The sequence below is a fragment of the Sorangiineae bacterium MSr12523 genome (assembly GCA_037157775.1).
Lineage (GTDB): Bacteria > Myxococcota_A > Polyangia > Polyangiales > Polyangiaceae > Pendulispora > Pendulispora brunnea.
Genome location: CP089982.1, coordinates 12507732 through 12533975 on the forward strand (window position 1 = coordinate 12507732; position 26244 = coordinate 12533975).

Genomic DNA, 26244 nt, shown 5'->3' on the forward strand with positions numbered 1-26244 from the left:
GAGCGCGCCACACCGGCGCATCACGTACGAACGGCGTTATGGCTTTTGCCGCGCGTACCAGGAAGGCAGCGAGTACGTCCAACCCAAAAGGATGACGATGAAACCTGCTGGGATGGCCCATACGAGGTGGAGCCAGGCGCCCATCCACATGACGAGCTGGCCCCCGGAACGAACGGCCGTCGCGCCGGGTGTCATGTGGAAGGCGACGTAATGTCCGAAACTGGAATCCCGCTGCTTCGAGAAGTCCATCCAGCGGAGCATCGCCATCGTTACGACAACGGAAGGGCCAAATGCAACGAGGAGCCCCGTCCACAGTTCATGCTGCCACCCCAACCAGGTGGACGCGAACGATGTGGAGAAGTCCACCGCCAGCTTTGCAGGATGGATCTGGTGATAAAGAACCTTTTCGCGAGTCGGCATCATCGTCCACTCCATCGACCGCCCCGACGTATACCGATCCTTGATTCGATAAAAAAGGATCCCCACAAGCACCGTTTCGCTTTTCGGAGCGAGCGGGCGTAGGATCGGGGTCATGCAAGGCCAACTCGTGTGTCCGCATTGCCCAAACCGTCCGCTTTTCGAGGGGGCGCGCGGGACGGTGAAGCTTCATGGATGCGGCGTCTGCGGGGGGCTCTGGATCGGCAACGAACTGGCTGCGCGCCTGCTCCAACAGGTCGAGCCGGATGCTCTCGCCCTGGCCGAACAAGCGTCTCGACATGGCATACCGTTTCCGCCATTGGTTGCGCGGCCTGGGTGTCCGGTTTGCGGTGTCGCTTTGCGGCGCATTACGGTGCACGGAACGAGCACGGAGCTGGATCTCTGCGATGCGCACGGGACGTGGTTCGACCGGGACGAATTGCAGAGTGTCGCGCGCTTTTTCGAGGAGCGCCGTCGCGCGCAGGCGCAGATCGCACGGAATTTCCCTCCGCCGATGCGCTACGACGAGCGGGACTACGACGACTATTTGCAAAAGAACAAATGGAAAATGGAGCCTGACCGGAGTGGCGAGATCGGTCTCGCGGACGTGCTCGACTGGTTGTCCGACTAGGCTCGACCCGTTTACGGGACCGACGCGTCATCCGTGAGCTGGCGCGTTTGGCTGCTCGCAATCTCGCGACGTCGCGAGCGCGGCCGCTGGCGGTCATTTCGACGAGCGGTTAGCATTCTCGTATCATGTCAGACGAAAAGAACCGCGCTCCGGTCATTCGGCCTGCGGGCGCAGGCCGCGCGTATGCGATGGGACCCGTGCACGCCGTCTTCAAGGCGGATGGTGAGGAGACGCGCGGGCAATATTCGATTTCGGAATGGTGGCTCGAGCCCTATACGCGCGGCCCAGGCGCGCACATGCACGAGGAAGACGACGTCTTCTTCGTGATCGAGGGGACGATGAGCTTTTTCGTCGGTGGTGCGTGGATCGATGCGCCCAAGGGCTCCTTGGTGATCGCGCCCGGGGGCACGCCGCACGATTTCGAGAACCGCACCGGCGAGCGGGCGGGCGCGCTCAACTTCTCGGTGCCCGGAGACTTCGAGCCCCACATGGAGGGTATCGCCGAGTGGTTCCGTGCGCGTTCCGCCGCCGAGTCCCGCACGGAGAACGCGCCCTCGGACACGTGAAGGCCTCGGCTGCGGAGCGCGCGAAGTTTAGCGCGTTGCGTGCGCGGCCAAGATGCTCGCCACGGCGCACGACACCTTTTTCGCCGTGGGGAGGTGCAGGAACTCGTTCGGGCCGTGCGCATTCGATTGCGGACCGAGCACGCCCGTAATGACGAATTGCGCCTTTGGGAATTTCTCGCCGAGCATGGCCATGAACGGGATCGTTCCGCCTTCGCCCATGGCAAGGGAAGGCTTACCGAAGAACGCGAGGGAGGCCTCGTCCATGGCATGCGTCAGCCACGGGGCGGTTTCGGGAGCGCTCCACCCCGATGCGCCGGATTCGGCCTCGAGGCGCACCTGTGCGCCGTACGGCGGATCGCGTTCGAGTTCACTTCGCAGCGCACGCAGTGCCGATGTAGGGTCGACCCGCGGTGGAATCCGCATCGAGAGTTTGAGCTGCGTGACGGGCCGCAACACATTGCCCGCGTTTTCGAGCGGGGGCAGCCCGGCCGCACCCGTGACGCTCAACGCCGGGGCCCACGTATGGGCCAGCAACGCCTCCGCGCGGTCGTTGGTGACGGCATGCGCACCTTCCGCCCACGGAAATTGCGTCCACACCTCGTCGCCGAGCACGTTGGCTACGGCCTCGGCTTGCGCACGTCGGGCCTGCGGGATTTCCGTGTAGAGTGCATCGAGTAGCACGCGGCCGGTCTTTTCGTCCTCGATGCGCGACAGGAGTTGCCGGGCGATGCGAAACGTCGAAGGGACGATGCCGCTCGCGCTGCCCGAATGGACACCCTCGGTCAGCACCCGGACGGTCAACGTGCCGCCAATGTATCCGCGCAGCGACGTGGTGGACCAGAGCTGCTCGTAATTGCCGCAGCCCGAGTCGAGGCAGATGACGAGACTCGGCTGGCCGATGCGATTGCCCAGGGTCTCGATGTAGGCGGGCAGATCGTGGCTGCCACTCTCCTCCGAGGCCTCGATCACCACGACGCAGCGCGCGTGCGGGACCTTTTGTTCGCTGAGCAAACGAAGCGCCGTGAGCGCGGCAAAACTCGAGTAGCCGTCATCTGCACCGCCGCGGCCGTAGAGGCGGTCGCCTTCTCGCACGGGAGTCCACGGACCGAGTCCCTCGCGCCAGCCGGTGAACTCCGGCTGCTTGTCGAGGTGACCGTAGAGAAGGACCGTGTCCTCGATGCCCTCGGCCTTGCCTTGGCTTTGGTCTGCGGACGCCGGGATTTCCATGAAGATGAGCGGCGTGCGGTTCGGCAGGCGCAGGACCTCCACGCGAAGTCCCGGAATCGGCTGCGCGCGACACCACCGCTCGATGAGCGCGACCGCCCGTTCCATGTGGCCATGCTCGTTCCACGCGGGGTCGAACGAGGGCGACTTGTTCGGGATCCGGATGTACTCGGTCAATTGCGGGACGATTTCGTCCTCCCAGATGCGCTCGGCAGAATCGCGGGCATGTTCGACGTTCAGCATGGACATGCGATAGCACGACCTCCACCAAACGAGGAGCGCATCGACGTCGCCGTCGAGCCAAACCGCCGGTGCCATGACCTTGTCCAAATGCACGGTGGCCGCCCGACCAAAGTAGCAAACGCTCACATCTCGCGCAAAATGCCATCCATGGCGACGCGCACCGTTTCCGCAAGGCTCGCGCGCTGAACGCGGGCCTGGGTGCCGCGGGCGATGCATTCGAACGTCTCGTCATGAAAGGGCAATATGAAATGATGCATCGATCGCCAATGGTCAGCGTCGAATCGAGCGTGAACCCGGTTGATGGTTTCCAATTCCCGCAACCACGGGGAGTTTTCCACGATTTGTGGTGCGTAGAAATCGAGACCTTTGCCGAAGAGGGGATGGCCATGAAGGACTTCGTCGTTTGGGCTGCCCATCTTGAATATGGCGCAGCCCAGAAAGTCGAGAACGACGACGGGGGCTAGGTCGGAGAGGTCTCGCACGTGTGCCCAGGTACCGTCCCACGTCGGATCATTCGCACGGCCGTAATAGACCAATGTGATGTTGCGACCGGAGGAGAGAAGGTGCGGGACGGGGGCGCCTGCGTCCCAGGTGGGGATGGCGTTGTATGGCTGCGCGTATGCTTCACCGCGCGCGGCGGCGCGTTTGCGTTCAGCTTCCAGGTTGGCGACCGTCATGCTCCGCCATCGTAGCTCGGTGACGATCTTCGGCGCGGTTCAGCTTTTGCTCGAGGTCGCTGGGGATGGCACGCCTGCGAAAGCTTGCGCAATGCGAGGTGGGGCCGCCGGACGGCGGTACATGCGCTCCATGTAATCGCGAAGGCGAGGGTACGTGTCGAGCAGTTGCACCTCGTTGGCCCAGTCCAGGGTGTATGCCAAGACGAAGTCTGCCACGGTGACGTGGGAGCCTGCGACGAATGCACGAGACGCCATGTGCTCGTCGAGGACGGCAGCCATGGCCTTGAAGTCGTCGCCGGCGTTGCTGATTTCCGCGGCGATGCGCTTCTCGGGCGGATAGAGAACGCGATGCTTCGAGATGCGCCACAGCGGCTGCTCGAGCTCCGTCGCGGTGAAAAGAAGCCAACGATGCACCTCGGCTCGCTCCCGCAACTCGACGGGCAAGAAGCCCTTCTCCGGGTGCTTCTCCGCAAGATAGAGCACGATGGCCACGGACTCGGTCAGGACGAGATCGCCGTCGGCCAGGACCGGTACCTTCGCGGCGGGGTTGAGCTCCAAGAACTCGGGTCGCCGGGCCTCGCCGCTTCGGAGGTCCACGTTCACGTACTCGAACTCGAGCCCGAGTTCGCGGAGCATCCACAGGACGCGGATCGAACGAGTCGGGGCAAAGCCATACAATTTGAGCATGCCTGCCGTAGTACAGCGGCACGCGAGAAGCATCAACGCGGTCGTCGAAACGCGCTAGGCATGCGTCCGCCACCCACCCATGCACCGGTCGAGGATGTGCTGCCAAGGCAACAGGTTATGGCAGGCGGGTACAAGCGGCTAGTGCGCGCGCGCCCATCCGAATTCGTGCCGTAAGTCCATGTCCATCGAGTCGGTCGTCAGATGCCATTTTCAATGTACGACGTCCACGACGGAATCTGCGACGTCGCCGGCCGCGGTGTACTTCGTCAAGCCGCACCGCCAAAAACAAGCGTCGAAGGCCCCGAATCGGCCGTATCTCGACTCTCGAAATGTGCCAGCGATGAAGGGAGAACGGGATGGGCACATTCGGCGTCATACGGGAGGGGGATTGCCGCACGACGAGAGCCGCTCGTTGATCGAATATTGCAATCACGATCGCCGAGGGCAACTCGATCAGGATCGACACCGGGGGGGACATGAGATTCAACAGGACTGCTACTGGGCTGACCTTGGTCATCTTCGCCGCAGGGTGTAGTGCGGCGCTGGACGAGCAGGTGGATGAGCAATCGGCTGCCGCTAGGAAATTGTACAAGGATGTGACGGCGGATTCGATCGGGAAATCTGCGACGGTCTCGCCGAGCAAAATCGATCTCAGTTTCAGGAACCCGTTCTTTCATGACTTCGGGAGCAACGGGCGCACGTGCGGCACGTGCCATCAAGAGGCCTTCGGGTGGAGCATCACGCCCGAATTCGCCCAGAGCCGCCCGGTGGACGATGAGCTGTTCGCGTTCGACGGGTCGGATTGCTTGGCTCCCGGGGAGTCGAACCCGGATCCCGAGCTGAACTCCACGGCTATGCTTTCGAAAGCCCTCATTCGTGTCGACATCGGCATTCCTGCAACGGCCGATTTCACGCTCGTTGGATACACCGATCCTCTCCACTGTCCGACGGCGCCCAGCGCGGCAGGGCTCCGCATGTACCGGCGTCCGCTTCCCTCGGCGAACACCGCATTTCTGTCGACGGTCATGTGGGACGGGCGGGAAAATACGCATCCACCCAACAACACGGTTGACCTGATTGAATCCAATCTCGCAACACAGGCGAACGACGCGACCCGCGGCCACGCGCAAGGTGAATCCGATCTGCCGGACGGCACTCCGGAGCGCATCGTGAAGTTCGAGACGAACCTCTTCAACGCGCAACAGGAGGTTCATCGTTTGAAGCTGGACTCCCGCCAGGGCCATGGGGGCGCGGAGTTCCTCTACACCGATACGCTGCCCAATTTTTACATTGGCATCAACGACGTGCTCAATTGCGCAATCCCCAATTCGTGCGAACCCGGTTACACTGCAACGTTCACGAACGTGGTCTTTACGTTGTTCCAAGAGTGGGAGAAGCATCCCCCGCGCGATCGCCGGGCCGCGGCCATCGCTCGCGGTGAAGCGATCTTCAACAACAAGTCGTTTCCCATCGACAACGTGGCCGGTCTCAACGGACCCAACGACACCCTGGGGGTCCCATCGCCGTTGACCGGTTTCTGTGGCTCATGCCACGATTCGCCGAACGTTGGGAATCACTCGACATCGCTACCGATCGATATCGGTCTCGTGGTGCCGTCGCCGGTGGGTGGACTCGATGTTTCCGGCCTGCCGACGTACACCTTCATGGAAACGAGCTCTGGACGGACGGTCACGGTCACCGATCCCGGGCGAGGCCTGATAACCGGCAAATTCAACGACATCGGGAAGACCAAAGGACCCATACTTCGCGGCCTGGCGACGCGGGCGCCGTACTTTCACAACGGTTCGGCGAAAGACCTGAACGCCGTCGTTCGATTCTACGACGAGCGATTCCACATCGGCTTCACCGATCAAGAAAAGGACGACCTCGTCGCCTTCTTGCAAGCTCTGTGAAGACGGCGCCCCACGCACGATCGATATCGAGGAAAGCGCGCTAGTGCGAATCGAGAAAGTCGAGCACCGCCGTTTTGTATTCAATATGAAACGGCGCGTTCTCGATGAGGGGGATATGCCCTCCGCCGGAGATCCAGACCAGCTTGGCGTTGCCGCCCCCGCGTGTGCCGTACGCTGCTCGTAGATCTTCGGGATCCGTCGCCGCCGGAATGGTGTCCAGGGTGCCTTGAACGATGAGCCCCGGCACCTTGGCGCGCGTCGGATCGAACCATGGAAGCCCATAGGCCGGCCGGAGCACGGTCATCACGGGGTAAGGGCCCGGTTGGGTCGCGAGGATCTCATCGGCGACCGGCGCCGGCGAGCGTGTTACGATATTGATGGAATAGAACGAAGGCGTCGTCGGCAGATAGCCATTCGGCTGGCCTTCGAGAAATGCAATGAAGGCAGGATCGAGGAATACCTTTTTGAAAAACTCGCTCGGCGTTCGGTACAGCATCGACGACAGCACGCAGGTGCGCGTTCGGGTGGCGTCCTCGCATAGTTCGCTGGCCACTGCTCCGCCGATGGACTGGCCGTGCACGTCGACGCGGGCCACGCCACGAAGACGGCGCACGGCTTCGAGCACCCTACGGCCCTCGTCGACGAGGAACTCGTGCGTCACCGAGCGCCCATCGGGAGGGGAGGTGCTCTCGCCGCTGCCCTCGTAGTCGATCGCGAAGGCGAAGAATCCCGCCTGCGCCAGATCGCTCTGGAACGAGTAGCCGTCGGTGTGCAAATCGTAGAAGCTCGCCTTCACGATGGGGCCGGGGAGCATCAAGACCGCGCGCCGCGGATACCGAAGCCAACTCCGCAAGGTGAACTTCTCCGTCATGTGCACCTTGCGCCCTGGCCCCACGGGGACGAAATGCTCGAGCGTGTACACGGCATCGAGATCCGTTTGGGATGCGTGGGGCCCCTCGCTCTCGGCGGCTGCGGGGCGTGCGTCCGCAAGAAAAGCGATGCATGCCCACAGGATCATCAAGCAGATTCGCATTCGCAACATGGGTGTGTCTCTTTCTCGCCGGCGCCCGGCGCTGGCTAGTTCGACGTTGCGGGTTGTTCGGGATAGGGGCCCAAGGCCACGTTCCCAATTCGCATGATCAAAGCGCTCGCCGTGGAGGAGCTTCCCACGGAGTACAAGCCCACCACGTCTCCCGGGTGGATGCGCCCCTCGTGGAGGGCGTGGTAAAGCGTCGCGGGCATCAGCGCGGCGCCGATGTTCGCATATCGAGGGTACACGCTATGGTAGCGCCCTTCTTCGACGCCGAGCACGCGGGCGCAAAAGTCCGCATACCACGCATTCGGCGTATTGAAGACCCAGAAATCGACGTCGCGCACCGACGAAGAGGCCATCGATAGCGCACCGTCGACGCACGCGCGCAAGTAAGGTTCCGCCGTGTCGCGCGCCATCGCCCCCGCGTTCTCGTTGGCGCTCGTGCAAAGTCGCGTGCGGCCGTCCCCGCCCGCCTTCGGATCGAGGACGGCGTGGATCACGAACATGTCGTTCGTTCCAATCGAATTGATCGTCTTCCACCCAAGAACGCCGAATTCCGAATCAGCAGCCGACGCGCTCGAGCGTTCCACGAGCAGCGCGCCCGCGCCATCGCCAACGAACCATCCGAGCGAGTCGTCGTCGACGACCTGCACCGAGTTCGACGTGGAAACCACGACGAGGACGCGCTTGTAAGCGTCGCTGGCGACGAGGCTTGCGGCCATTTGGAGCCCTACGACGGAGCTCGAACACGCCGTTTCGAAGTTGAGTGCGGGCGCGCGAAGCTGCAACTCCTTCGCAAGATACGCCGCGTTGCCGACGCCGAACCGATCGCCGACGAAGGAGCTCACCAACACGAGGTCCACGTCGTCGGACGTGATTTTGGCGGCATCGAGCGCCCCGCGCGCGGCCCTGAGTTCCATCGCGAGCGCAGGTTCTCCCGGCGCACGAAGCCGCCGCTCCACCGCACCGCGAAACGGATCGGCGAGATACGGCGCCATCGTCAGGTCGAAGGCCGTTGGCGCAGCCGCAGCTTCGCCTTTTCCCCAAACCTTGGCCAATGAGAACTGTTCGGCATGGGCCACCATTTCGGGGTGTGCTGTCCGGAAATGGTCATTCGTTCGCAGAATACTGGGAAACGAAATGGCGAGCGAACGGAGCCCTGCACCGAGCTTTGAATGCGGCATGATGATCTTCCTTTGCTGGCCAACTTGAAATCGACTGACTTCACCGGGAAGTTGCTTGTCAATTTGCAGGCCAACGCACTTCATCGAAGAATGTGCGATGTGTGCAACGTCTCGATGTTGCATCGTGCAACACCCACGCTGCAACCAAAGGAGGGACCTTCACGGTCAAGTCGGCTGAAGCGTGCCGTGAAGCCGCATCGTCTCAAACGCGAGGCATGGGCCCCGTGTCGATCTATGGATCCACGTCGGAGGTGCAACCGTTGTTTCCAAACGACGTATCCATTCCGCCAAAATCGTTGCAATCGACAAGGGGCTTGGGTGGTGCGCACCAAGGGCGGCCGCCCCGCGAATCGGTGCACGTGGTGTTGTCCTTGCCGAACACTTCCATGAGCCGTACGCACTTGCAGTGATAAAGGAGGCCTTGGCAATCCTCGTCGTCGATGCATGCACCGTCCCGCTGGCCGGCGGCGGAGCCGTCACGATCGACGTCCGATGATTTCGAGTTCGACGCGCCACACGCCACGGACAGTGCAATCAGGGGGATCGACCAAACTGCGTATTTGAACATCGAGTCTTCATATACACCCATTTGGAATTGCAACTATGAATTGCATCTTGCGCAAACCTTGCTCAATGTGAGCATCTCCCGCGCACGGCCATCGCCGATGGGCGAATCGACAATGGGAAAAGATTGCAACCTTAATCGTTCGGCGCGAACCAGAACTGGGGCACGGTTTCGTTGCCCAAATGTAGCGCTGCGTCATCGAGCAGGCGTTTTCGCAGGCCCACCACCAACGCGGCATTTGGCGCCTCCTTCGGGGCGTCGGCGGGAGACCGAATCGCGGTAGGCCTCTCCCTCTGTAGAAATACGGCTCCGCGATACGACCGATGAATCGGGGGCGCCGAATGCGAGGGCGCCAAGATTATTTCGGTGGACCCTGCGCGACGAATCTCGATAATTGCGCACTTGTTGAATCGGCGAAGCCCACTTGTCGCCAAACACACAGCCAATTTTTCTTTCGTCTCGGAGGTTTCCAATGAGAACACGCGGGGTGGTCGTCACATCGCTGATCGTTTTGGCGCTATGGGCTTGCAGCGACGGGAATTCGCGTGATGTTTCGGGGCAGGCTCCCACGGAGCTAGCCAATGAGAAAAATGTGGACGAGGCGCGCATCGGAAGCACGCCGACACAGGGGCTCCTTGCGGATGGTGGCGCGGACGATTCCGATCCGATGACGCACATCAATTATCTCGCAAGCGATGAGCTTCGCGGACGCAATGCGCCGTCGGCGGACTTCGATAAGGCCGCGACGTACGTGACGGATCTCGTCAAGAAGTACGGATTGACCGGCCCCAACCCGGGTGATTCGAACGGGGCGTATGCGCAGTCGTTCCAGCAAGGCGCATTGGCGGCGGATCTCACGCCGGAAGGGAAGGCAGCGGCCCACGTGCATAGCCGCGACACCCGCGAGCCGTCGTCGTACGGCAGCTCGCAGTTCGAGCACGGGTTCTACATCGATCCGAAATCGTCGTCGCCCGAGGCGAGCGCACTCGCCGCGCGCTCCGATGCCGTTCTCGCGGGCAACACGCACAACGTGCTCGGGCTCCTGGAAGGGACCGGCCCGAAGAAGAGCGAAGTTATCGTCGCCATGGCGCACCTCGATCACCTCGGCGTGAGCTCGGGCGGCGCGGTGTACAACGGCGCCGACGACAATGCTTCGGGAAGCGGTGTTCTCCTTTCCTTGGTACCGCTGCTCGCGCAAGCCAAGGCCAATGGCGAATTGAATCGCTCGATCCTGTTCATCTGGACGGCGGCCGAGGAAGATGGCCTGGTCGGGTCGAAGTATTTCGTCGACCATCCCATCTCGGGCATCGGGCTCTCGCAGATCGTGGGCGTCGTCAACATGGATATGGTCGGGCGCTGGGACGATCAACGCATCAGCGTGATCGATACCAAGTCGGATGGATCGACGAGTTACCTCTCCGGGTTGCTCACACAAGCGAACAACGCGCTTCCGGACCCGTTCGATCGCATCAACCACGACATTGCGGCCTACGCGCGGCGTCAGGATGGTGCATCCTTCTACGACAAGAACGAGGACGTTCTCTTCGTCTTCGAAGGTCTGAGCAATCCGTCCGGCGGCGGCGATCTGAATGCCGACTACCACAGGACCACCGACGATACGGCGAAGATCATTTCCGAAAACGGTGGCAACAAACCGCGCCGCGTCCGCGATCTGCTGAAAGGCACCATCAAGCTCGCCGCGAACGCGGACATCGGCGGAGGCCCGACGTGCACGGGCACCTCGTACTCGGGCACCCTGAGCGGGACGGGCACGCAGGCGTATCAGCCAAGCGCCGATGGCTACGACAGCACGGTCTCGGGAACGCATGGTGCGAAGCTCGTGGGCCCGGGCGGTACGGATTTCGATCTGTACTTGCAGAAGTGGAACGGCACGGCGTGGAGCCAGGTGAGCAAGTCCGACGGTTCCACCTCGAACGAGAGCATTTCCTATCCGGGTACGGCAGGCAAGTACCGTTGGCGCGTCTATTCGTACAGCGGCAGCGGCGACTACACGCTTTGCACGCAGCGGCCGTGAATCCGTAGAATCGAATCGATCCGCACGCGGGCGAATCCACGTGCGGATCGATGTTCCGTGAAGCTCGCCGGCCGGCCCTATGGCGTCGCGCGTGGGGCGTCCGGCTGGAGCTCGGCGTGGGCGCGCGCGAAAACGTCGAGCTCGTAGCACGCTTTCTCGATGCGCGAGAGCGTCTTGAATGCGTCGGTATCGACGCCAAAGCGGCGCGCGTGGAAAAGCTGCGGCACGATGCACACGTCGGCCAAGGTCGGTGCGTCACCAAAGGCAAATGGGCCGGCGTTCGATTGCACCATCGCCTCGACCGCGGTGAGTCCGCCTCCAATCCAATGCCGGCACCAGGCGTTTTCGTCCGTGCCCAGCACATCGCGCACGTAAAGTCGCACGGCGGTATTCGCGAGCGGCTGAATACCCGAGTTGATCGTCTCCGCGATCTGGCGCACACGCGCACGCTCCGCGCGGCCCACGGGCAAGAGGCGCGGCAACGGAAAGCGCTCCTCGAGGTACTCCGCAATGACCAGCGACTGCCCGATGTGCAGCAGCGTCCCGTCTTCCTCGTGCAATTCGAGGAGGGGCACCTGCCGCATGGGGTTACGCTTCACGTAATCCGGGCGATTCTGCTCGCCACCGTTCTCCAGCAGATTCACCGCACGGTATTCGTAGGCGAGGCCTTTTAGACCAAGCATGAGCCGAGCGCGCCATGTGGCGCTGCTTCTCCAAAAGCCATAAAGAATCATGGGTACCTCATACCGCCCGCGTCTGTAGTGCCGATGCTTCGGAGAATGAACCCTCTCGACGTGGCAGTTGGCCGCAGCGGTTTCTTTTGTCTCATCGGCGATTGCCCAGGATGGCGCGGAAAAACGGCGCCGACTTTGGTGGCATGCACGATGCTCTAGCGGGGCACGGAGGAGGCGACATGCCGAACACATCGCAAACCCACGAGCCCGCGAAGAAAACGGCACCGCAAACCCAACAGGGCAAAGGCGGTGAACAACCGAACACCGGCGCATCGCCGGACACGCCGAATCAAGAACCCAATGAGGGCGAAGGCAGCCGTACGGGCGCTCGCCAGTACGACGCCGCCACCGAAAAATACATCCAATCGGGTCGGGTGGAAAAGGCCGCGAAGGAGGCCAAGCGCGCCGTCGAAGGGCCCGAAGGCGAGGAGCTCCGCGCGGCCGAACGCGAAGGCCGCGGTCGTGCGAAGGGTGACGACGACTGACCCTTGGCTATGGAACGCCTCGCATGGCAACGAGTCGCTTGTAATAGAGGCGGCTTCGAGCGGTGGGATCGGTTGGACGCGCCCAGTTCCAGCCGATCGCCTCCCAATCGGGATCATCCGGATCCATACCGAGCGCCTCCACGAACGACCGACCCGTGACCATGAAGTGGCGTTTGTAGGCGAGTAGGTAATGCCGGGGATGATCCGGCAGACTTCTCTGCGCGGCAAGGGCCTCTTCGTAGGAAGCGAACCATGGACTCAGGATGCTGCTGGCATTCCTTCCATGGAGAAGCGTCCCGAAGTCGACTCCTTCCGCATCCCCGCTGAGGATGTTGCGCGCGCGCTCCCAGCTTGCGAAGCCGCACTCGCGCGCGACGACGCTGAGGCAATGCTTTCGACGAAAGGCTTCTGCCTTCGCCAGCAGCAACGCATCGTCCGCACGGCGCAGCTCGGGCAAGACGCGCAGGCGCGCAAGCGCATCTCCGTCCCTCGACTCGAGCTGCGCGTGCAGGATGTCTGCGCGTATCTTCAGCTCCTGGACAGGGTCCATCTTGCCGACCCCCGGCGTGGCCCTCCCACGCATCACGGTGCCTCCACGTTGGCGAGGTATCTCGGCGGTGGTTGCCTGGGCAGCTGCTCCATGAAACCGAGTCGATCGATGATCTGCCAATGGCCTGCGACGCGGCCACCTCGAATTTCGTAGAACGTCTGCCCCGTGAATCTCATGTGCTTGCCGGTCGCCGCGATTTCGCGAAGAGGACCGGCAAGCGTCCCCTCGGCGCTCCACCGTACCGCGACACGATCCTCGGCCGCGAAGATGTCGTAAATGAAAAACTCGAGATCGGGAAACGCGCTCCGCGAATACTGCACGCGCGCACGATACGTGTCGCGATCGAGCGATTTCCCTTCCCATGGATCGCCGGGATCCGAATGAAGGGTGTAACGAGGCGCGACGAGCCCATCTATGGCATCGTAGTTACCCCGATTCCACACGAGCTCGTAAAGCTCGGAAATAATGACTTCGGCGCGGGTCTTCCGCTGGTTGCGTTCGCTCATCGTAGCCGTCTCCTCCGGTTTTGGCCGCTACCCGCTCCTTCGGCCCGAGGACTCTGCGATGCTTGCGATGACTGCGCATTCCGCGAAGACGATCCGTGACGAGCAGGGTGAAATCTTCTTTCCGGCGGGGAGGGCGCCCCTGCAGCACCCATTCATCAACATAGCATCGGGCATCGGTCCCGCCAACCCTGCGTCCTCGATCGACTCGTCGTCATGCAACGAATCGAGTTACATGGCGAGGCCGCAACGTGCTCAATCGTCGATGCGGTACGAATCTCCGTAGACCTTCCAAGCGAGCGGCGGGTGAAGGTCGAGATTCCCGTTCTTGAGAAACACGCGTTGCTCCGTGTCCACGCGGCTCGTGTCACTGTGTTCGGGCTCTGCCTTCATGGCTTTGACACGCGCGTCGAGGAAGGCATTGAGATAGGCAACTTCGTTACCGCCTTGTGCGGGAGTTTTCGCTTTCTTCATCGCATTCTTGCGAATCGACGGAAAACTCAGCGAATCGCCGCCATTGCCATGCATCACAATCGCGTCATAATACATGAATTGCCCAAGTGCTCCGAGACCATCTTGCTTGCCCCGCGACACGGCCGGGTTGAAGTAGACGCGGTCGCGCTCGTTGTCCTGAGCGCGCTTGAACACGGGGTCCTTGCCCGCCGTGGCCCAGTCCTTGGGATAATTCGGCTTCAGGCCCTCGAGTGACTTGGTGCCGTTTACCTTGCGCAGGGCGGGAAGATACTTTTCGAGAATGTTTCCTGGCTTGAGGGACTTGTAGCGCTCCACCAAATCCAGCATGTCCCCGGTTCCCGAGCAAAATCCGATGATGCCGCCGGTGTATCCGCGATCATCGACGACTTCGATGTATCCGTACTGCGATTTCCAGTCGAGCGTGGAGTTTTCCGCACTGGCGACGATCTGCATCGCGATGTCTTTTTTGTGCGGCTCGGACAGATCGCCGCCCGATGCGAGCACCGCGCTGGATACTTCTTCGACCGCTGCTTCGTCCTCCGGCTCGACCTGGGCGCAGGCCGTCACCATCGCACACGCGGTGAGTACTCCGGCAAGCACCGTGCAATGGCGCGCCCACTCGAGGATGGACCTTCGTCGGGATGCATGCTGCACCAACTGGGTATGCATGAGTTTGTCCCTCATTAATTAGGAAAGTTTCCTAACTAATACCGACACCGACCATCCTGTCAACGAGGTTCCCAATTCCGGTGGCATTGCTGCGTTGCGCCAACATCGATGAATGGGAAAATCAAAGCATTTTATCGTGGTGCGATAGCAGACTACGAAGGTGCCATTCAGTGGCACGGCGTGGCTCACGGCCAGTGCATCGGTTCGAGCTGCGCGCCGACCACGCGGCTCACGTCGAGGTGTTCGCGCGCAATGACCGCTTCGAGCTCGGCTTTGCGGCTCGGTGTGGGCACGGTGCCGAGCGCACTGGCCGTCCACAAAAGGTGCGCGGCGGGAAACCACACCAGGACCACCCGCTCTCCGAGCGACGTGCGCATGGGCACGAGCTCCATGCGGCCCGTGCCCTGGCCGAGGCTCGTGCGCGCGGCCACCGAACGAAGTGTGGGCGCCCGACCCGAGCGCGCGAGGGCATCGGGGGCAAGTGTGTGCGGTTGCGCGAGCAGCGACTCGACGAAGTTGCGATTCGCATCGAGCACGTGCACCGGCACGCCTCGAGCCACTGCGTCACGTACGCCGGAAAGCTGCGGCACGACGGCATCCGTGAGCACCAGCGCGGAAGGCATTGTGCCGAAACGACGCCGGGCCTCGTCCATCGTGCGGCCGAAGTACACATCCGAAATGGGCGCATCCACGAGAATGGCGCCATTGGGCTGGGCGACCAGCAACGAATTCCAGCGCGCCGCCGCGAACCAAATGCCCGGCGCGATTTCCATCACCGGCTTTTCACCCGGCGCCGGCGTGTCGCCTGGTCCGCGTGCCTCGGCGCGGAAGGTTGCGCGTACATGATCCGGAATCGCAAACCCTCCGGGCGGGGCCACGTCGCGCTCGACCGCCGTGAGCGTGGTCGAGTGGTACGGAATTCCCGCGCGTGTCAAATCCGTTTGCGCTGGGTACCAATAGCCTCCAGGCTGGAGCAGCCATTGCTGGAAGTGCAACCGGTCGCGCACATCGCCGCGTACTCGCCAGAAATGGTCCGTGGGCATCGAGTGCACGAGCTCGGCCTCCGTGATGCGCCAGGTGCGCGCATCGATCCAGATGCGAGCCGGCTGCCGATTCCACTGGAATGACACCACGTACTGCGGATGGCCACCAAGGAACTCGCCGGGTTCGCGGCGCAGATCCGGCGCATCCAGCGCGGCCAGCAAAAGCCGATCAGGCAAATGGGAGAGCCGCTCTTCCGCATCGGCCACGTGCACTGGGCTGCCGGGTCGCGTCTTGCCGCCGACGGTGAGCATCGCGGTCTGGCCCGCAACGGTGATCTCCCAGGGAAACCGAGCCGCGGGGCTACCCGGCGCCGAGTACCACGTCGTCGACTTTTCGCGCCACGCGGGCAGCGCGAAATCGAACCACGATTCGCCCTCTTCGTAGGTTACATCCCACGGTGCCTCGGGCCGCTCGGAGCCCTCGACGAGGCTCCAATGCCCGAGGAACTTCATGTGCACCCCGTGAACCGCGCGCACGCGAGCCTCCCCACCGAACGCATTGAGCGCACCGGCGACGATGGCCCGGGGCTTCGGTTCTTCGGCGTGCCCGGTCAGGGCCAGGGAAAAACACGAAATGCTCAGAAGGATGAACGGCTGCCACCGATGCGGGAACACGCGTCCTTAGTGGCAGCCGCATGGTCATCCAACCAGGAACATGCAGCCAACGGTGCCCACCGTGCAGCGACGGCACCGTTGGCGCGACGAAAGGTCAAATTCGCGCTTGGCGGCAACTTGGACAGCTGAGATGCTCTAGGGGGAACCTGCGATGTACTATCCCGACTTGGACACGTGCTCACAAATCGATCGAGGCCCGCACGTGCGTGCGGTGGGGTGGTTGGATGCGTCCCATCGATTCGTGACCGGAGACGTAGCTCCCACGCTCGTCGCCAAGATTCAATCTTATGCGCAGCGATGGGGCGAAAGTTCTCTAGCCTTGGGTTGGGGAGCAGCGGCCGGATTTCACGTGTGCAACCTTTGCCACCAATTTCGGTCCGGTGGAAATTTCGGCGTTCCGTCGAGCGGGATTCTATACGTGTGTCCCGAGATGGTCGGGCACTATGTGTCGTTCCATCGTTACCTGCCACCAAGCGAATTCTTGGAAGCCATCTCGACCGCACCGCTCCCCGGTACTACCGAGTACGAGCTCGCGGTCAAGGCATGGTCGCGACTTCGCTAGGCCGCGTTGGCTATTTGCTGCAATAGAAGCCGACATAGCCGACTTGTTTGCATTGCCCTCGTGTGCACTGGGTGAGGAGCGAAGGGTCCTTTTCGCATTCCGAGGTGGACTTGCTGCAGCAATTTTCGGCCATGCATTGGCCCGCTCCTTTGCCGCCGGTATAGACGCATGCGAGATCGGCGCTGCATGGGGCGTCCGTTCCCGAGCAGTATCCTTGCGCGTTCTCGGGAGCATCGGGACAGACGCACGAATCACCAAACTGCTTCTTGCCAGTGTTCCCACCCGGTGGCGGCGTGGCTTTCGGACACGCAGCGTCGAGACTGTCGATGTTCGCAAGCTCGGAGCAAGGCTTGGCCTGCAAGCATTCGAGCTGGCTCGCCGTGGCCGACTCACACAGGGAAGGGCACACTTGTTTTGCCTGCGCGTCCGTGGCTCCACAAGTGGCTGCCTTCGATTCGCACTTGGGCTCGCACTCCGCCTTCGACACCGGGCGATCGTTGGTGCCGGGGCCGCCCGAATTGTTGTCGGAATCGCTGGAGCAACCACCGATAGAGAAGAACACGATGGACAACGGAACAACGAGAGCCGCCAAGAAAGGGACATTCAATCGACGCATGGATGAATCCTTGGTTTACGTTTTGGCGCTATCTTCAAAAGCGCCGTCAAGGTCCACGGCGATTAGCACCGAACGTATCAACATCGAAGAGTCCGCGTGGTTCGTCATGATTCCGTGCGAATACTCGTTCTTGCGCCGCAAAAATAGGGCACGCGCAAACCGAAAGGCGCCATCCGTTGCACGATCCGTTCGAACGAGTGAACAATCGTTCCGCCGGCCCCGTGAATTCCCATCGTCGTGGCCATCACGCGATCCCGTTCATGGTTCTGCGCTCGAGCGCGCCAAGGCCCGAGCCTCCTGACTCGAGCTTTCCCGAAAGCGGGTCGATTCCATCGTGGGCGTTGCCGGTATCGCTGGCCTCTCCGAAGGCCTCTCGAACGTCCATGTCGTTGTCGCTCCCGGCTGCATTTCCGTGCGTCCCAGGCTGAGAAGAACGCCACCGAGCACGGTGAACGCAGTCCCAATGCCGAGGGCCACGAAGCCACCTGCGGGGTTTGGCTCCGCGTGTGTCCCGTCCGATCGTTGCCCGCCCGCAAACACGGGAATGCTGATCGCCGCGGTGGTGAGCCCGATGATCAACGATGTGTACCCGCCCAATTTGAGCCACGGATGCGGGACCTCCCTACCGACGGCGTGCTTCAAAACGAGGGGTTTCGCTTGGAGATCGATTGTCTCCGCGCTGGTGCGCGAATCGTCGGTGGCCGATGTGAAGATGAATTCGTGTCGGCCGCGTGGCAAATCCACGACGCACGGTGTGGTGCAGACGGGCTGCGTGAGGATGCTCATCGTATCCGCCGAGAGAAAGCCTCCAGGCGTACGCGCAACACCTGTGATCTCCACCACATTGGCCCGCATACCTGGCGTATCGAGAACGATCCGACCCCTGTCTTCTCCCGGCGGCCGCTCCGGGTAGCGCTCGATCACGGGTGGCGACCGATCCGGGTATGCAGGCGGCGGGACATCGCGCCTTCCGCAGCCGGTGGTGAGAACGCTCGCAAGGGGGATAAGGGCAAATGTGGCTCGAGCAACTCTCCGCAAGTGGGAAGACGGCATCGGGGGCTCCTTCGCTGTCTTCCTGTTCGGCCGCAATCCAGGGCGGTTGCTCAAAATCGACGCGTGACTCCTTCGACAACGGTCGCGCCTTTGCTAGCGTCCATCTGCTGACACGATGCCCTACCGCGATCCTCATCGGCCGTTGCCGGCATGCTCCGCGTGTTCCGCCAAGGTGCCGTCCAGCGATCTCCTTTTCTCGGATGACGGATCGCTCGTTTGCGGCCGATGCCGCGCCATCGAAGATGGGCGAAAACAGATCCGGCGCGCCTACGATCCCACCTTCGAAGAACCGCCGAACCTGTACGAGGAGAGCCCTGGCAACGAAGGGGCACGGATGCTCGAGCGCGCGTATGCCGAGCTGGCGAAGGCTACGGCCACGCCTCCGCCACTCGTTCGCGGTTTGGTTCCATGCGTCAACTGCCAGCGCAGCGTGCATCGTTCCGAAATCGCGCTGAACGCCCGGCAAGAGCCCGTCTGCAGGCAATGCCGCTGGAAAGGCAAAAAAGGAACACCCGAATCGTAATTCGGGTGCCCGCCGCGAACTCAGACGAACGTCGCGATGGATTCCAGCGGTTGCCGATGGATATCGGGCACGGTGGCGCCGTCTTGCGGGTACCCAACGACGAGGAGCAGAAAGGGGCGCTCGTGGGAGGGGCGGCCGAGGAGGCTATTGAGAAAGTTCATCGGGCTCGGGGTATGGGTCAAACTGGCCAGGCCGGCGTTGTGGATGGCGGCGATGAGAAGGCCGGTCGCGATGCCCACCGATTCTTGGACATAGTAGTGCTTCACCTTCGAGCCGTCGTCGTTCAAACCGTAGGAGCGTGCGAAGATCGCAATGAGCCACGGTGCGATCTCGAGGAACGGCTTGTGTTCATTCGTGCCGAGCGGTGCGAGCGCATCGAGCCAAGCTTGCGGCGCGCGGCCTTGGTAAAAGGTCTGCTCTTCTTTTTCCGCGGCCTCTCGGATCGTCGTCTTCATCGCCGCGTCTTGCACCGCCACGAAATGCCACGGCTGTTGGTTCGCACCGCTCGGGGCCGTGCCCGCCGCGCGAAGGCAATCTTCGACGATGCTGCGCGGAACCGCGCGATTCGAAAAGTCGCGCACCGTGCGACGGCGCTGCATTTCTTGCGCGAAGGTTGCCGCGCGCAAACGCATTTCGTCGAGGGGGTACTCACGATATGTGGACAGCGGGAGGAACGCCTGGCTCGTCATGCTTCGCATTGTGCTTCTGCGCGAAACCGCCTGCAATCGGGCACGGCTGCGAATTGCATCGTGGTGTTGGAGTGCCCTCGAAGCGTGCGGAAGCGGTACCGTTCATTCGAACGATGCGCATCATGTATGCACTGCTCCTCCGAGTGAAGCCATGCCGCACTACGGAGGGAGCACTCCGATCGTCCGCAGCCATGTCTCCGCGAGCTGAGGCCACTCCGTGATGGGATGTTCGGTGCGGCGCAACCCGAATGCGTGCCCGCCATGGGCGAACAGGTGGAGCTCGACGGGTACTTCCGCGTTTTTCAGTGCGGTGTAGTAAACGAGGGAGTGATTGACGCTGTCGACGGGATCGTCCTCCGCCTGCACCAGGAACGTGGGCGGTGTGTCGCGCGAGATGCGCGTCGCGATATCCGGGGTCAAATCGAGATTCTCTTCCGTCCACAAATGGCCTGGATACAGCGCGATGGCGAAGTCTGGGCGGCAGCTCTCACGATCGGCCACGTCGATCGAACCATACGCGCGCTGCGTGAAATGCGTACTCGTCGCCGCGACGAGGTGCCCGCCAGCGGAGAAGCCGAGTACTCCAATCTTGTGCGGATCGATATGCCATTCTTTGGCGCGAGCTCGCACGAGGCTGATGGTTCTCTGCGCGTCCTCGAGTGCGAGCGGCGCTTTCGGCGTTATGTGGCATTGACAGCTCGCGTCCCCATACGGCCCTGAATACGGGACTCGGTATTTCAGGAGCACACACGTGATTCCTCTGGACGTCAGCCAATCGCAGACCTCCGTTCCCTCCAGGTCGACCGCCAGTGCCTTGTAGCCGCCGCCAGGGAACACGATGACCGCGGTACCTGTATTTTTGCCGCGCGGCGGATAGACCGTCATCGTCGGCCGCGCGACATTCGTCACCTCCGTCCACGGACGCCCCGCAACGAGTGGATCCGTCTCCGTGCTGGTGGCATTTTCCGGCCCGGGAATCGGCTGCGCGTCGGGCGCAGCGCCGGGCCAGATCGGCACGTGCACGGGCCCTTTCGAATGCGCGCCGCCGCACCCAAGCAGTGCACACATGGCGACGAGCCAGAGAAGCTTCAACGAACCGATCCCACAAGCCGGCAGTTCCATTCGCTGGAACCGTATGCTAAAAATTTAGCATACGCAATGGGTGCGGTGACTGTGAATCTGACGCATCACATGTGACGGGGTCTTCACGGAGCCTGCGCGGTCGAAGCGGATTCCAACGAGACGTCGAGCTTGCGCTCCCGATCGGCGGTATCGAGCGTGACGTCCATCTTCCTCGTCGCAAATCCGGTGCGTTCGAACACGATGTGCGCAGGGACTCTGCGGTCGACGTATCGGCTGCCAAGAATCCCTTTGCCGAGGGATTGGCTCTCACGTTTGATGCAAAGGTGGAATTCGCCACCGACGTCGGTGCTCGTTTCGACGTTTGCTTCGCCTTCGAGCGCGGCGCGCACACTGACCCGCTCCAGGGGATGCCCGAACGGCCCGGTCGAGGATACGTTCCCCCTGAAACATATGGTCTGTGACTCGCGGGCTACACTTCGACGTTGTTCCTCTTCTGCCGGCTGTCCGGGCCGCTGGGACGTCGATGCGCCCAATCGCTGCGAGTCGTAGGGGCTCATGGCAGAGGAAACGGCCACCGCGGCCGCCTCCGTGCGGGACGCGCAGCCCGTTGCGGCGAGAGCCCAAAGGAGACATGTCACGAGGGTAGGTCGCGCGACGAGCGATGCGGCGTATCCCGGGTTCTGCATGACACGGGCGCAGTGCAATCCCGATGCCGGGCGGTTCGATCGTCCGGTCACGTCATGCCACGACGGGGTCGAACCATTCGAGGTACCAAATCAAATATACATATCGATATGGTCCGACAGCCCGAAGCGGGCCCGATCGCAGAGGGCGCACTTGGCTAGTGCCGAGTGAACCGGTACGCACGAAAGGAAGACCGCTTCCGAAAAGCCTGATCCAGGGGGCGCGTTCCGAACATTGAAACCTTCGAGCCTCGGCGGGCAGTTGGTCCGTCGAGACACGGAGGGTCGTATGAAAATGGATTATCGGTGGGCTTGGATTGCAGCATGCGCGGTCGCGTGCGCGGCATGTGGTGGTGACGATTCGTCCAAAGGAGACAGCATACGCGACCAGCTTGCGCGCAGCAAAGGTCTCAGGCTGGGGGAAGTAAGTATTTCGAACAAGAATACCACGAATGGCTCTTCCCATGGCGCGAGTGCGAACTTCTATGGTGGCACGTCGTTGCCGGTCCAACCCCAATGCGACGTCACCGTGGAGGGTAATTGCTCCATCTCGCGCTGCCGGCCATTCACCGAATCGGATTTTCCGACTCCCCCGGAGATCATCCGGGCCAGCGCAGGCAATATCGAGATCCGTCGTTCCAACAGTGACCGAGTTTTGACATTGTCTCCCGGCCGTGAGGGATTCGAATCTTCCGGTTCGATTTGGTCGGGGGGCGAGGACTTCTTCATCAAAGCCGCTGGCGATCCCGATGGAGTTCCTGGGTTCGAAACGACATTGAAAGCGCCTTCGATGATCACGGTGAGCGTGGCAGGCCAAACGAGCGGCAAGGACGTACGCATTCCTCGTTCGAAAGATCTCGAGGTTCAGTGGGAGCGCGAAGGCGAGCCCTCCGGCGTCGTGAAACTCATTCTGACGCAAAAGGATGATTCGAGTCACATCGCATGCACGTACCCGGTGGAGGGTGGCTCGGGAAAGGTGCCCGCGAGCGCGCTGAGTGCTTTTCCGGCCGGCAACGGCGGATTGTATTTCGAGCTCGTCGAAGAGAAGAATCTCGGCATCGCAGAGGGATGGAAGGTGCGCGTCGCGCTTTCTGCGAAACCCGCCGGCCTCGGTCCCGACGGCATCGCGGGTGGGAATGTGATCCTCGAGTGACGTTGGCCGGGCGGCCTCGAACCGGTTTTCGAGCCGCCCTGGCTTTCTGCTATTCACGTGGGCGGTGGTGGGACTTCCCCAAGTGCGGGCCGCCGGCACGAGTACCAGTCGTCACTGGTCTCCTGACATTGGCCCTCTGGCCGTGCTCCCTCACGTTCGGGTTTGTCATCGTTGTCACCAGCGCATTTCTGCAATTGGCAACGTATCTCCCGGCCCGGTGCGCGATACGCATTCATCGCATGGCCGCGGGGCGTCACGTAATGAGTGAAGGGCGCGAGAAGCACAGCCCCTCAAGACCGCTTGACCGTCGGTCCAGGAGCCACTATCCATTCGTTAGGAAAGTTTCCTAACTAATGCGCCGCGTCGTGGCGCGGAGGGGAAGTGACATGAACTCTGGACCCCATCGGTCTCGCCGAAGCAGGCTGTTCTCCATTTCGATTCTCGGCGCCGGCGTTGCCGTCGCATTCGCGATGCCGCCCGCAGTTCGCGCCCAGTCGCGAGCCGCGGACGTGCTGCTCTCGCAGGGAAAACGCGTCATCGTGTCGAGCTCCGAGAGTACGGAGTTCGGCGGTCCCAAGGCCTTGGACGGAAATTCGTCGACGCGGTGGGCAAGCGAGGAGGGGCCCAATCCTCAGTGGATTCGCGTCGATTTCGGTGAACGCGCGGCCATTCACCGCGTGAAGCTCTCTTGGGAAGCTGCGTACGCAAAGAAGTACCGGCTCGAGATATCCGACAATGGCTGGCAATGGACCACCGTGCGAACCATCACCAATGGCGATGGGAATACCGATGATCTCACGGGATTCACCGAGCGTGCTCGGTATTTGCGCCTCGTCGCCACGGAGCGCGGCACTGCGTATGGCTATTCGCTTTGGGAGCTGCAGGCCTATGGCGTTCCGGATTCCGTGGGTGATACGGAAGCCCCCAGCGCGCCCGCCGCCCTGAACTCGGCTGGGGTGACCACCTCCGGCGTCGAGCTGCGTTGGAATGCATCGACCGACAACATCAACGTGACAGGATATGACGTGCTGCGGAACGGCGCCGTGGTAGCCACCACACAAAGTTCCCCATACACCGATAGCGGTCTGTCGCCCGCAACGAGCTACACCTATACGGTGCGTGCCCGCGATGCTGCGGGGAACCTTTCGGCGTCGAGCTCCGCTCTCACGGTGAGCACACGAACCGGCCCGGATGCCCATCCATTCGTCATCGCCGGGGCAGGGGACATCGCCGACCAATGCACGGCCGCGGACCCCAATTGCATTCACCCGAAGACGGCGGCACTCGTGAGTGCGATAGCTCCGGCGGTCGTCATCACCATGGGTGACAATCAATACGACGATGCGCACCTGTCGGACTTTCAGAATTACTTCGACAAGACCTGGGGCAAGTTCAAAAGCATCATGCATCCAGTGCCGGGCAACCACGAAACGTATGACAACACCGCGTACGCCGGTTACAAATCGTACTTCGGACAGATCGCCACGCCGAAGGGCAAGCTGTATTATAGCTGGGACATGGGGAATTGGCATTTCCTTGCCCTCGATTCCAACGACTTCGTGCCCAAGGAATTCGCGGATGTTGCGGCCGACCCGGCGCAGCTTGCGTGGGTCAAGAGCGATCTTGCCGCAACGACGAAGCCGTGTATCGCCGTGTATTATCATCATCCGCGATTCAGCTCCGGCGATCACGGCGACAACTTGGGGCTCGCCTCCCTCTGGTCGACGTTGGTCAGCAACAAAGTCGATCTCGTCCTGAACGGACACGATCACCATTATGAGCGATTCGTGCCGCAGGACGCGTCAGGTAATGCGAGTTCGCTCGGGCCCGTGGAGGTCCTCAGTGGCAACGGCGGCATGACTCCTTATGACATCAGCGCCGCACACTCGACGACCGCGAAGCTCATCTCCGACTTCGGCGTGATCAAGTTGCACCTGACCGACTCGACATTCGCGACGCAACTCGTTGGGGTCGATGGAATGGTGCTCGATAGCAGCCCTATTTACACATGCCATTAGCCCGCCAATCCAGCGGGCCGTCTTCTCGTTCCCTGTAAAGGATCGCGGTGGAACCCATCTCGGGTTCCACCGTTCCGTGCGGGGCCGGACCATTGTGGTAGCATGCCGCGCATGACGCCCGACATGTGTCGTACCTTTGCTCGTTACAACCGATGGATGAATGACAAGGTCTATGCGACCGCCGCACGCCTGACGGACGAGGAGCGGAAACGTGACCGCGGGGCATTCTTCGGATCCATTCACAAAACGTTGAATCACATCCTCGTTGCCGACCGCATTTGGCTCGGCCGGCTCGCCGGACGTGTGCCCGAGCCGGGAGATATCGGCGTGGATGGCATCAAGGCGCTCGATCAGGAGATCGCGTCCGACTTCGACGAGCTGCGCCGCGAGCGAGAGCGAACCGACGGCACCATCGACGTCTGGGCCGAGGCGCTGACCGCCGAGACACTCGCCGGGACATTGTCGATCGTCCGCAAAGGCAAGGTCATGCCCGCCGTGCCCGTATGGTGGGCGGCCATGCAGCTCTTCAACCATCAAACGCATCACCGTGGTCAGGTCACGACCTTGCTCTTCCAGGCCGGCCAGGACCCGGGCTCGACCGATTTGTTCGCCATGCTCATGCAGGAAGCGGCGATCTCGTTGGCCTGAGTTCGGCCTAGCACGAATCGCTGCACGGGCTCGAGTGCGAGGGAGCGAGATGACCATGCCGGTAAGCGTTCTGATGCCATGGCTCGATATCGATCTTCCCGACGGCATGCATGCCCATCTTTACGATGGTGACGGACCGCCGCCGGAGCACCTGGAGGAAATCGAATTCTATGTCATGCCGTACGATCGCGGCCCCAACCCGGCCAGGCTGCTCGACCGGATGTCCAGGCTGAAGGTCGTGCAGTCGCTCTCGGCAGGGGTCGAGTCGTTGCTGCCATGGCTGCCACCCGGCGTGCGATTGGCGAATGGCCGTGGTCTGCACGACTTGAGTGTCGCGGAGCACTCGCTTGCCCTGATTCACGCTTCGCAGCGGGATTTGCCACGCTGGTTCGCGCAGCAGGCGACCGGCTCGTGGGCGAGGGCCCATACGCGTTCGCTCGCCGACAGCCGTGTGCTCTTGATTGGATATGGGGCCATCGGGAAGGCCATTGAACGCCAGCTCGTTGCCGCCGAAGCCCTGGTGACACGCGTCGCGCGCACGGCGCGGCCGGCCGAGGACGTGCACGGTATCGCCGAGTTGCCGGCGCTGCTGCCCCAGGCCGACATCGTGGTGCTGATTGTGCCCGACACGGCCAGCACCCGCGGTTTGCTCGGCGCCGCGCAATTGGCGGCGTTGCCGGATGGGGCGCTGGTCGTCAACGTAGGGCGCGGTAGGGCCATCGACACGAGCGCACTGCTCGCGGAGACGCGGGCAGGGCGTTTGCGCGCTGCGCTCGACGTCGTCGATCCGGAGCCGCTTCCCGCGGACCATCCGCTGTGGAGGGTCCCCGGCGTGATCATCACGCCACACATCGCCGGCGGATCGGCTTCGTTCCATCCGCGCGCGAGGAGGTTGGTCGCCGAGCAACTTCGCCGTTTCGCCGCAGGCGAGCCGTTGCTCAACGTGGTCGTCTAGCGCATATTTGTCT

The 26244-nt window shown here is 62.2% G+C and carries 26 protein-coding genes and 1 pseudogene; 10 read left to right on the top strand and 17 right to left on the bottom strand.

The annotated features are described in order from the left end of the window. Window positions 1-36: 36 nt before the first annotated feature. Entirely contained in the window at window positions 37-423 is a 387-nt protein-coding gene (locus tag LZC95_49475; protein ID WXA94467.1) for a hypothetical protein, read from the bottom strand. 109 nt (window positions 424-532) lie between these two features. Between LZC95_49475 and LZC95_49480 the strand changes: the two genes are divergently transcribed. Together LZC95_49480 and LZC95_49485 are read left to right on the top strand one after the other, a co-directional pair. After that, entirely contained in the window at window positions 533-1048 is a 516-nt protein-coding gene (locus tag LZC95_49480) for a zf-TFIIB domain-containing protein (protein WXA94468.1), read from the top strand. 125 nt (window positions 1049-1173) lie between these two features. Beyond that, window positions 1174-1614 carry a cupin domain-containing protein gene (locus LZC95_49485; GenBank protein WXA94469.1) on the top strand — a complete coding sequence of 147 codons (441 nt, stop codon included), beginning with the start codon at window positions 1174-1176 and terminating at the stop codon, window positions 1612-1614. Window positions 1615-1641: 27 nt separating this feature from the next. On the opposite strand, the gene LZC95_49490 is transcribed toward LZC95_49485, so the two are convergent. The 3 genes from LZC95_49490 to LZC95_49500 all read right to left on the bottom strand — a co-directional run bounded on the left by LZC95_49490 (window position 1642) and on the right by LZC95_49500 (window position 4445). Then, window positions 1642-3087 (bottom strand): M20 family metallopeptidase, encoded by a 1446-nt coding sequence (locus LZC95_49490; protein WXB00284.1) that lies wholly within the window; start codon window positions 3085-3087, stop codon window positions 1642-1644. Between the two features lie 116 nt (window positions 3088-3203). Further along, the gene (locus LZC95_49495) at window positions 3204-3758 is read right to left on the bottom strand and encodes a hypothetical protein (protein WXA94470.1); all 555 of its coding nucleotides are present in this window, start codon (window positions 3756-3758) and stop codon (window positions 3204-3206) included. Window positions 3759-3797: 39 nt separating this feature from the next. After that, entirely contained in the window at window positions 3798-4445 is a 648-nt protein-coding gene (locus tag LZC95_49500; GenBank protein WXA94471.1) for a glutathione S-transferase family protein, read from the bottom strand. A gap of 476 nt (window positions 4446-4921) precedes the next feature. Between LZC95_49500 and LZC95_49505 the strand changes: the two genes are divergently transcribed. Beyond that, window positions 4922-6358 carry a hypothetical protein gene (locus LZC95_49505; GenBank protein WXA94472.1) on the top strand — a complete coding sequence of 479 codons (1437 nt, stop codon included), beginning with the start codon at window positions 4922-4924 and terminating at the stop codon, window positions 6356-6358. Between the two features lie 40 nt (window positions 6359-6398). Here the strand turns inward: LZC95_49505 and LZC95_49510 are convergent, their stop codons facing one another. From LZC95_49510 to LZC95_49520, 3 genes are all read right to left on the bottom strand, one after another. After that, a complete protein-coding gene (locus LZC95_49510; GenBank protein WXA94473.1) occupies window positions 6399-7400 on the bottom strand; it encodes an alpha/beta fold hydrolase in 1002 nt (333 codons plus the stop codon). A gap of 35 nt (window positions 7401-7435) precedes the next feature. Further along, complete coding sequence (locus LZC95_49515) at window positions 7436-8575, bottom strand: hypothetical protein (GenBank protein ID WXA94474.1); 1140 nt, start codon at window positions 8573-8575, stop codon at window positions 7436-7438. 232 nt (window positions 8576-8807) lie between these two features. Beyond that, window positions 8808-9143 carry a hypothetical protein gene (locus tag LZC95_49520; protein WXA94475.1) on the bottom strand — a complete coding sequence of 112 codons (336 nt, stop codon included), beginning with the start codon at window positions 9141-9143 and terminating at the stop codon, window positions 8808-8810. A 469-nt stretch (window positions 9144-9612) separates the two neighbouring features. Between LZC95_49520 and LZC95_49525 the strand changes: the two genes are divergently transcribed. Next, window positions 9613-11175, top strand: coding sequence for a M28 family peptidase (locus LZC95_49525; GenBank protein ID WXA94476.1), 1563 nt, complete (start codon window positions 9613-9615; stop codon window positions 11173-11175). Window positions 11176-11252: 77 nt separating this feature from the next. Here LZC95_49525 and maiA read toward each other — a convergent pair whose 3' ends face one another. Beyond that, window positions 11253-11909 (bottom strand): maleylacetoacetate isomerase, encoded by a 657-nt coding sequence (maiA, locus tag LZC95_49530; protein ID WXA94477.1) that lies wholly within the window; start codon window positions 11907-11909, stop codon window positions 11253-11255. A gap of 179 nt (window positions 11910-12088) precedes the next feature. Between maiA and LZC95_49535 the strand changes: the two genes are divergently transcribed. Next, window positions 12089-12394: a hypothetical protein gene (locus LZC95_49535; GenBank protein WXA94478.1), complete on the top strand. Its 306-nt coding sequence runs from the start codon at window positions 12089-12091 to the stop codon at window positions 12392-12394. Window positions 12395-12401: 7 nt separating this feature from the next. Here the strand turns inward: LZC95_49535 and LZC95_49540 are convergent, their stop codons facing one another. The 6 genes and pseudogenes from LZC95_49540 to LZC95_49565 form a co-directional block, all read right to left on the bottom strand. Next, on the bottom strand, window positions 12402-12977 hold the full coding sequence (locus LZC95_49540; protein WXB00285.1) for a hypothetical protein: 576 nt from the start codon (window positions 12975-12977) through the stop codon (window positions 12402-12404). Then, entirely contained in the window at window positions 12977-13450 is a 474-nt protein-coding gene (locus LZC95_49545; GenBank protein WXA94479.1) for an ester cyclase, read from the bottom strand. Before LZC95_49545 ends, LZC95_49540 begins: the two co-directional genes overlap by 1 nt. 252 nt (window positions 13451-13702) lie before the next feature. Further along, a pseudogene (locus LZC95_49550) lies at window positions 13703-14431 on the bottom strand (chitosanase). 344 nt (window positions 14432-14775) lie between these two features. Continuing rightward, window positions 14776-16248: a hypothetical protein gene (locus tag LZC95_49555; GenBank protein WXA94480.1), complete on the bottom strand. Its 1473-nt coding sequence runs from the start codon at window positions 16246-16248 to the stop codon at window positions 14776-14778. A gap of 572 nt (window positions 16249-16820) precedes the next feature. After that, the gene (locus LZC95_49560; protein WXA94481.1) at window positions 16821-17426 is read right to left on the bottom strand and encodes a hypothetical protein; all 606 of its coding nucleotides are present in this window, start codon (window positions 17424-17426) and stop codon (window positions 16821-16823) included. A gap of 258 nt (window positions 17427-17684) precedes the next feature. Next, window positions 17685-18350, bottom strand: coding sequence for a hypothetical protein (locus LZC95_49565; protein WXA94482.1), 666 nt, complete (start codon window positions 18348-18350; stop codon window positions 17685-17687). 244 nt (window positions 18351-18594) lie between these two features. On the opposite strand from LZC95_49565, the gene LZC95_49570 reads away from it, so the two are divergent. Beyond that, window positions 18595-19002 (top strand): hypothetical protein, encoded by a 408-nt coding sequence (locus LZC95_49570; GenBank protein ID WXA94483.1) that lies wholly within the window; start codon window positions 18595-18597, stop codon window positions 19000-19002. A 20-nt stretch (window positions 19003-19022) separates the two neighbouring features. Here LZC95_49570 and LZC95_49575 read toward each other — a convergent pair whose 3' ends face one another. The 3 genes from LZC95_49575 to LZC95_49585 form a co-directional block, all read right to left on the bottom strand. Continuing rightward, window positions 19023-19691 (bottom strand): nitroreductase family protein, encoded by a 669-nt coding sequence (locus LZC95_49575; protein WXA94484.1) that lies wholly within the window; start codon window positions 19689-19691, stop codon window positions 19023-19025. Window positions 19692-19850: 159 nt separating this feature from the next. Further along, window positions 19851-20813: an alpha/beta hydrolase gene (locus tag LZC95_49580; protein WXA94485.1), complete on the bottom strand. Its 963-nt coding sequence runs from the start codon at window positions 20811-20813 to the stop codon at window positions 19851-19853. Window positions 20814-20896: 83 nt separating this feature from the next. Beyond that, window positions 20897-21511 carry a hypothetical protein gene (locus LZC95_49585; protein ID WXA94486.1) on the bottom strand — a complete coding sequence of 205 codons (615 nt, stop codon included), beginning with the start codon at window positions 21509-21511 and terminating at the stop codon, window positions 20897-20899. 736 nt (window positions 21512-22247) lie between these two features. Here LZC95_49585 and LZC95_49590 point away from each other — a divergent pair. The 4 genes from LZC95_49590 to LZC95_49605 all read left to right on the top strand — a co-directional run bounded on the left by LZC95_49590 (window position 22248) and on the right by LZC95_49605 (window position 26231). Further along, on the top strand, window positions 22248-22610 hold the full coding sequence (locus LZC95_49590) for a hypothetical protein (protein WXA94487.1): 363 nt from the start codon (window positions 22248-22250) through the stop codon (window positions 22608-22610). 386 nt (window positions 22611-22996) lie between these two features. Further along, window positions 22997-24628: a discoidin domain-containing protein gene (locus tag LZC95_49595; protein ID WXA94488.1), complete on the top strand. Its 1632-nt coding sequence runs from the start codon at window positions 22997-22999 to the stop codon at window positions 24626-24628. 156 nt (window positions 24629-24784) lie between these two features. After that, window positions 24785-25276, top strand: a complete 492-nt coding sequence (locus LZC95_49600; GenBank protein ID WXA94489.1) for a DinB family protein — start codon at window positions 24785-24787, stop codon at window positions 25274-25276. A gap of 55 nt (window positions 25277-25331) precedes the next feature. Then, window positions 25332-26231, top strand: a complete 900-nt coding sequence (locus LZC95_49605; protein ID WXA94490.1) for a 2-hydroxyacid dehydrogenase — start codon at window positions 25332-25334, stop codon at window positions 26229-26231. Window positions 26232-26244: the final 13 nt, after the last annotated feature.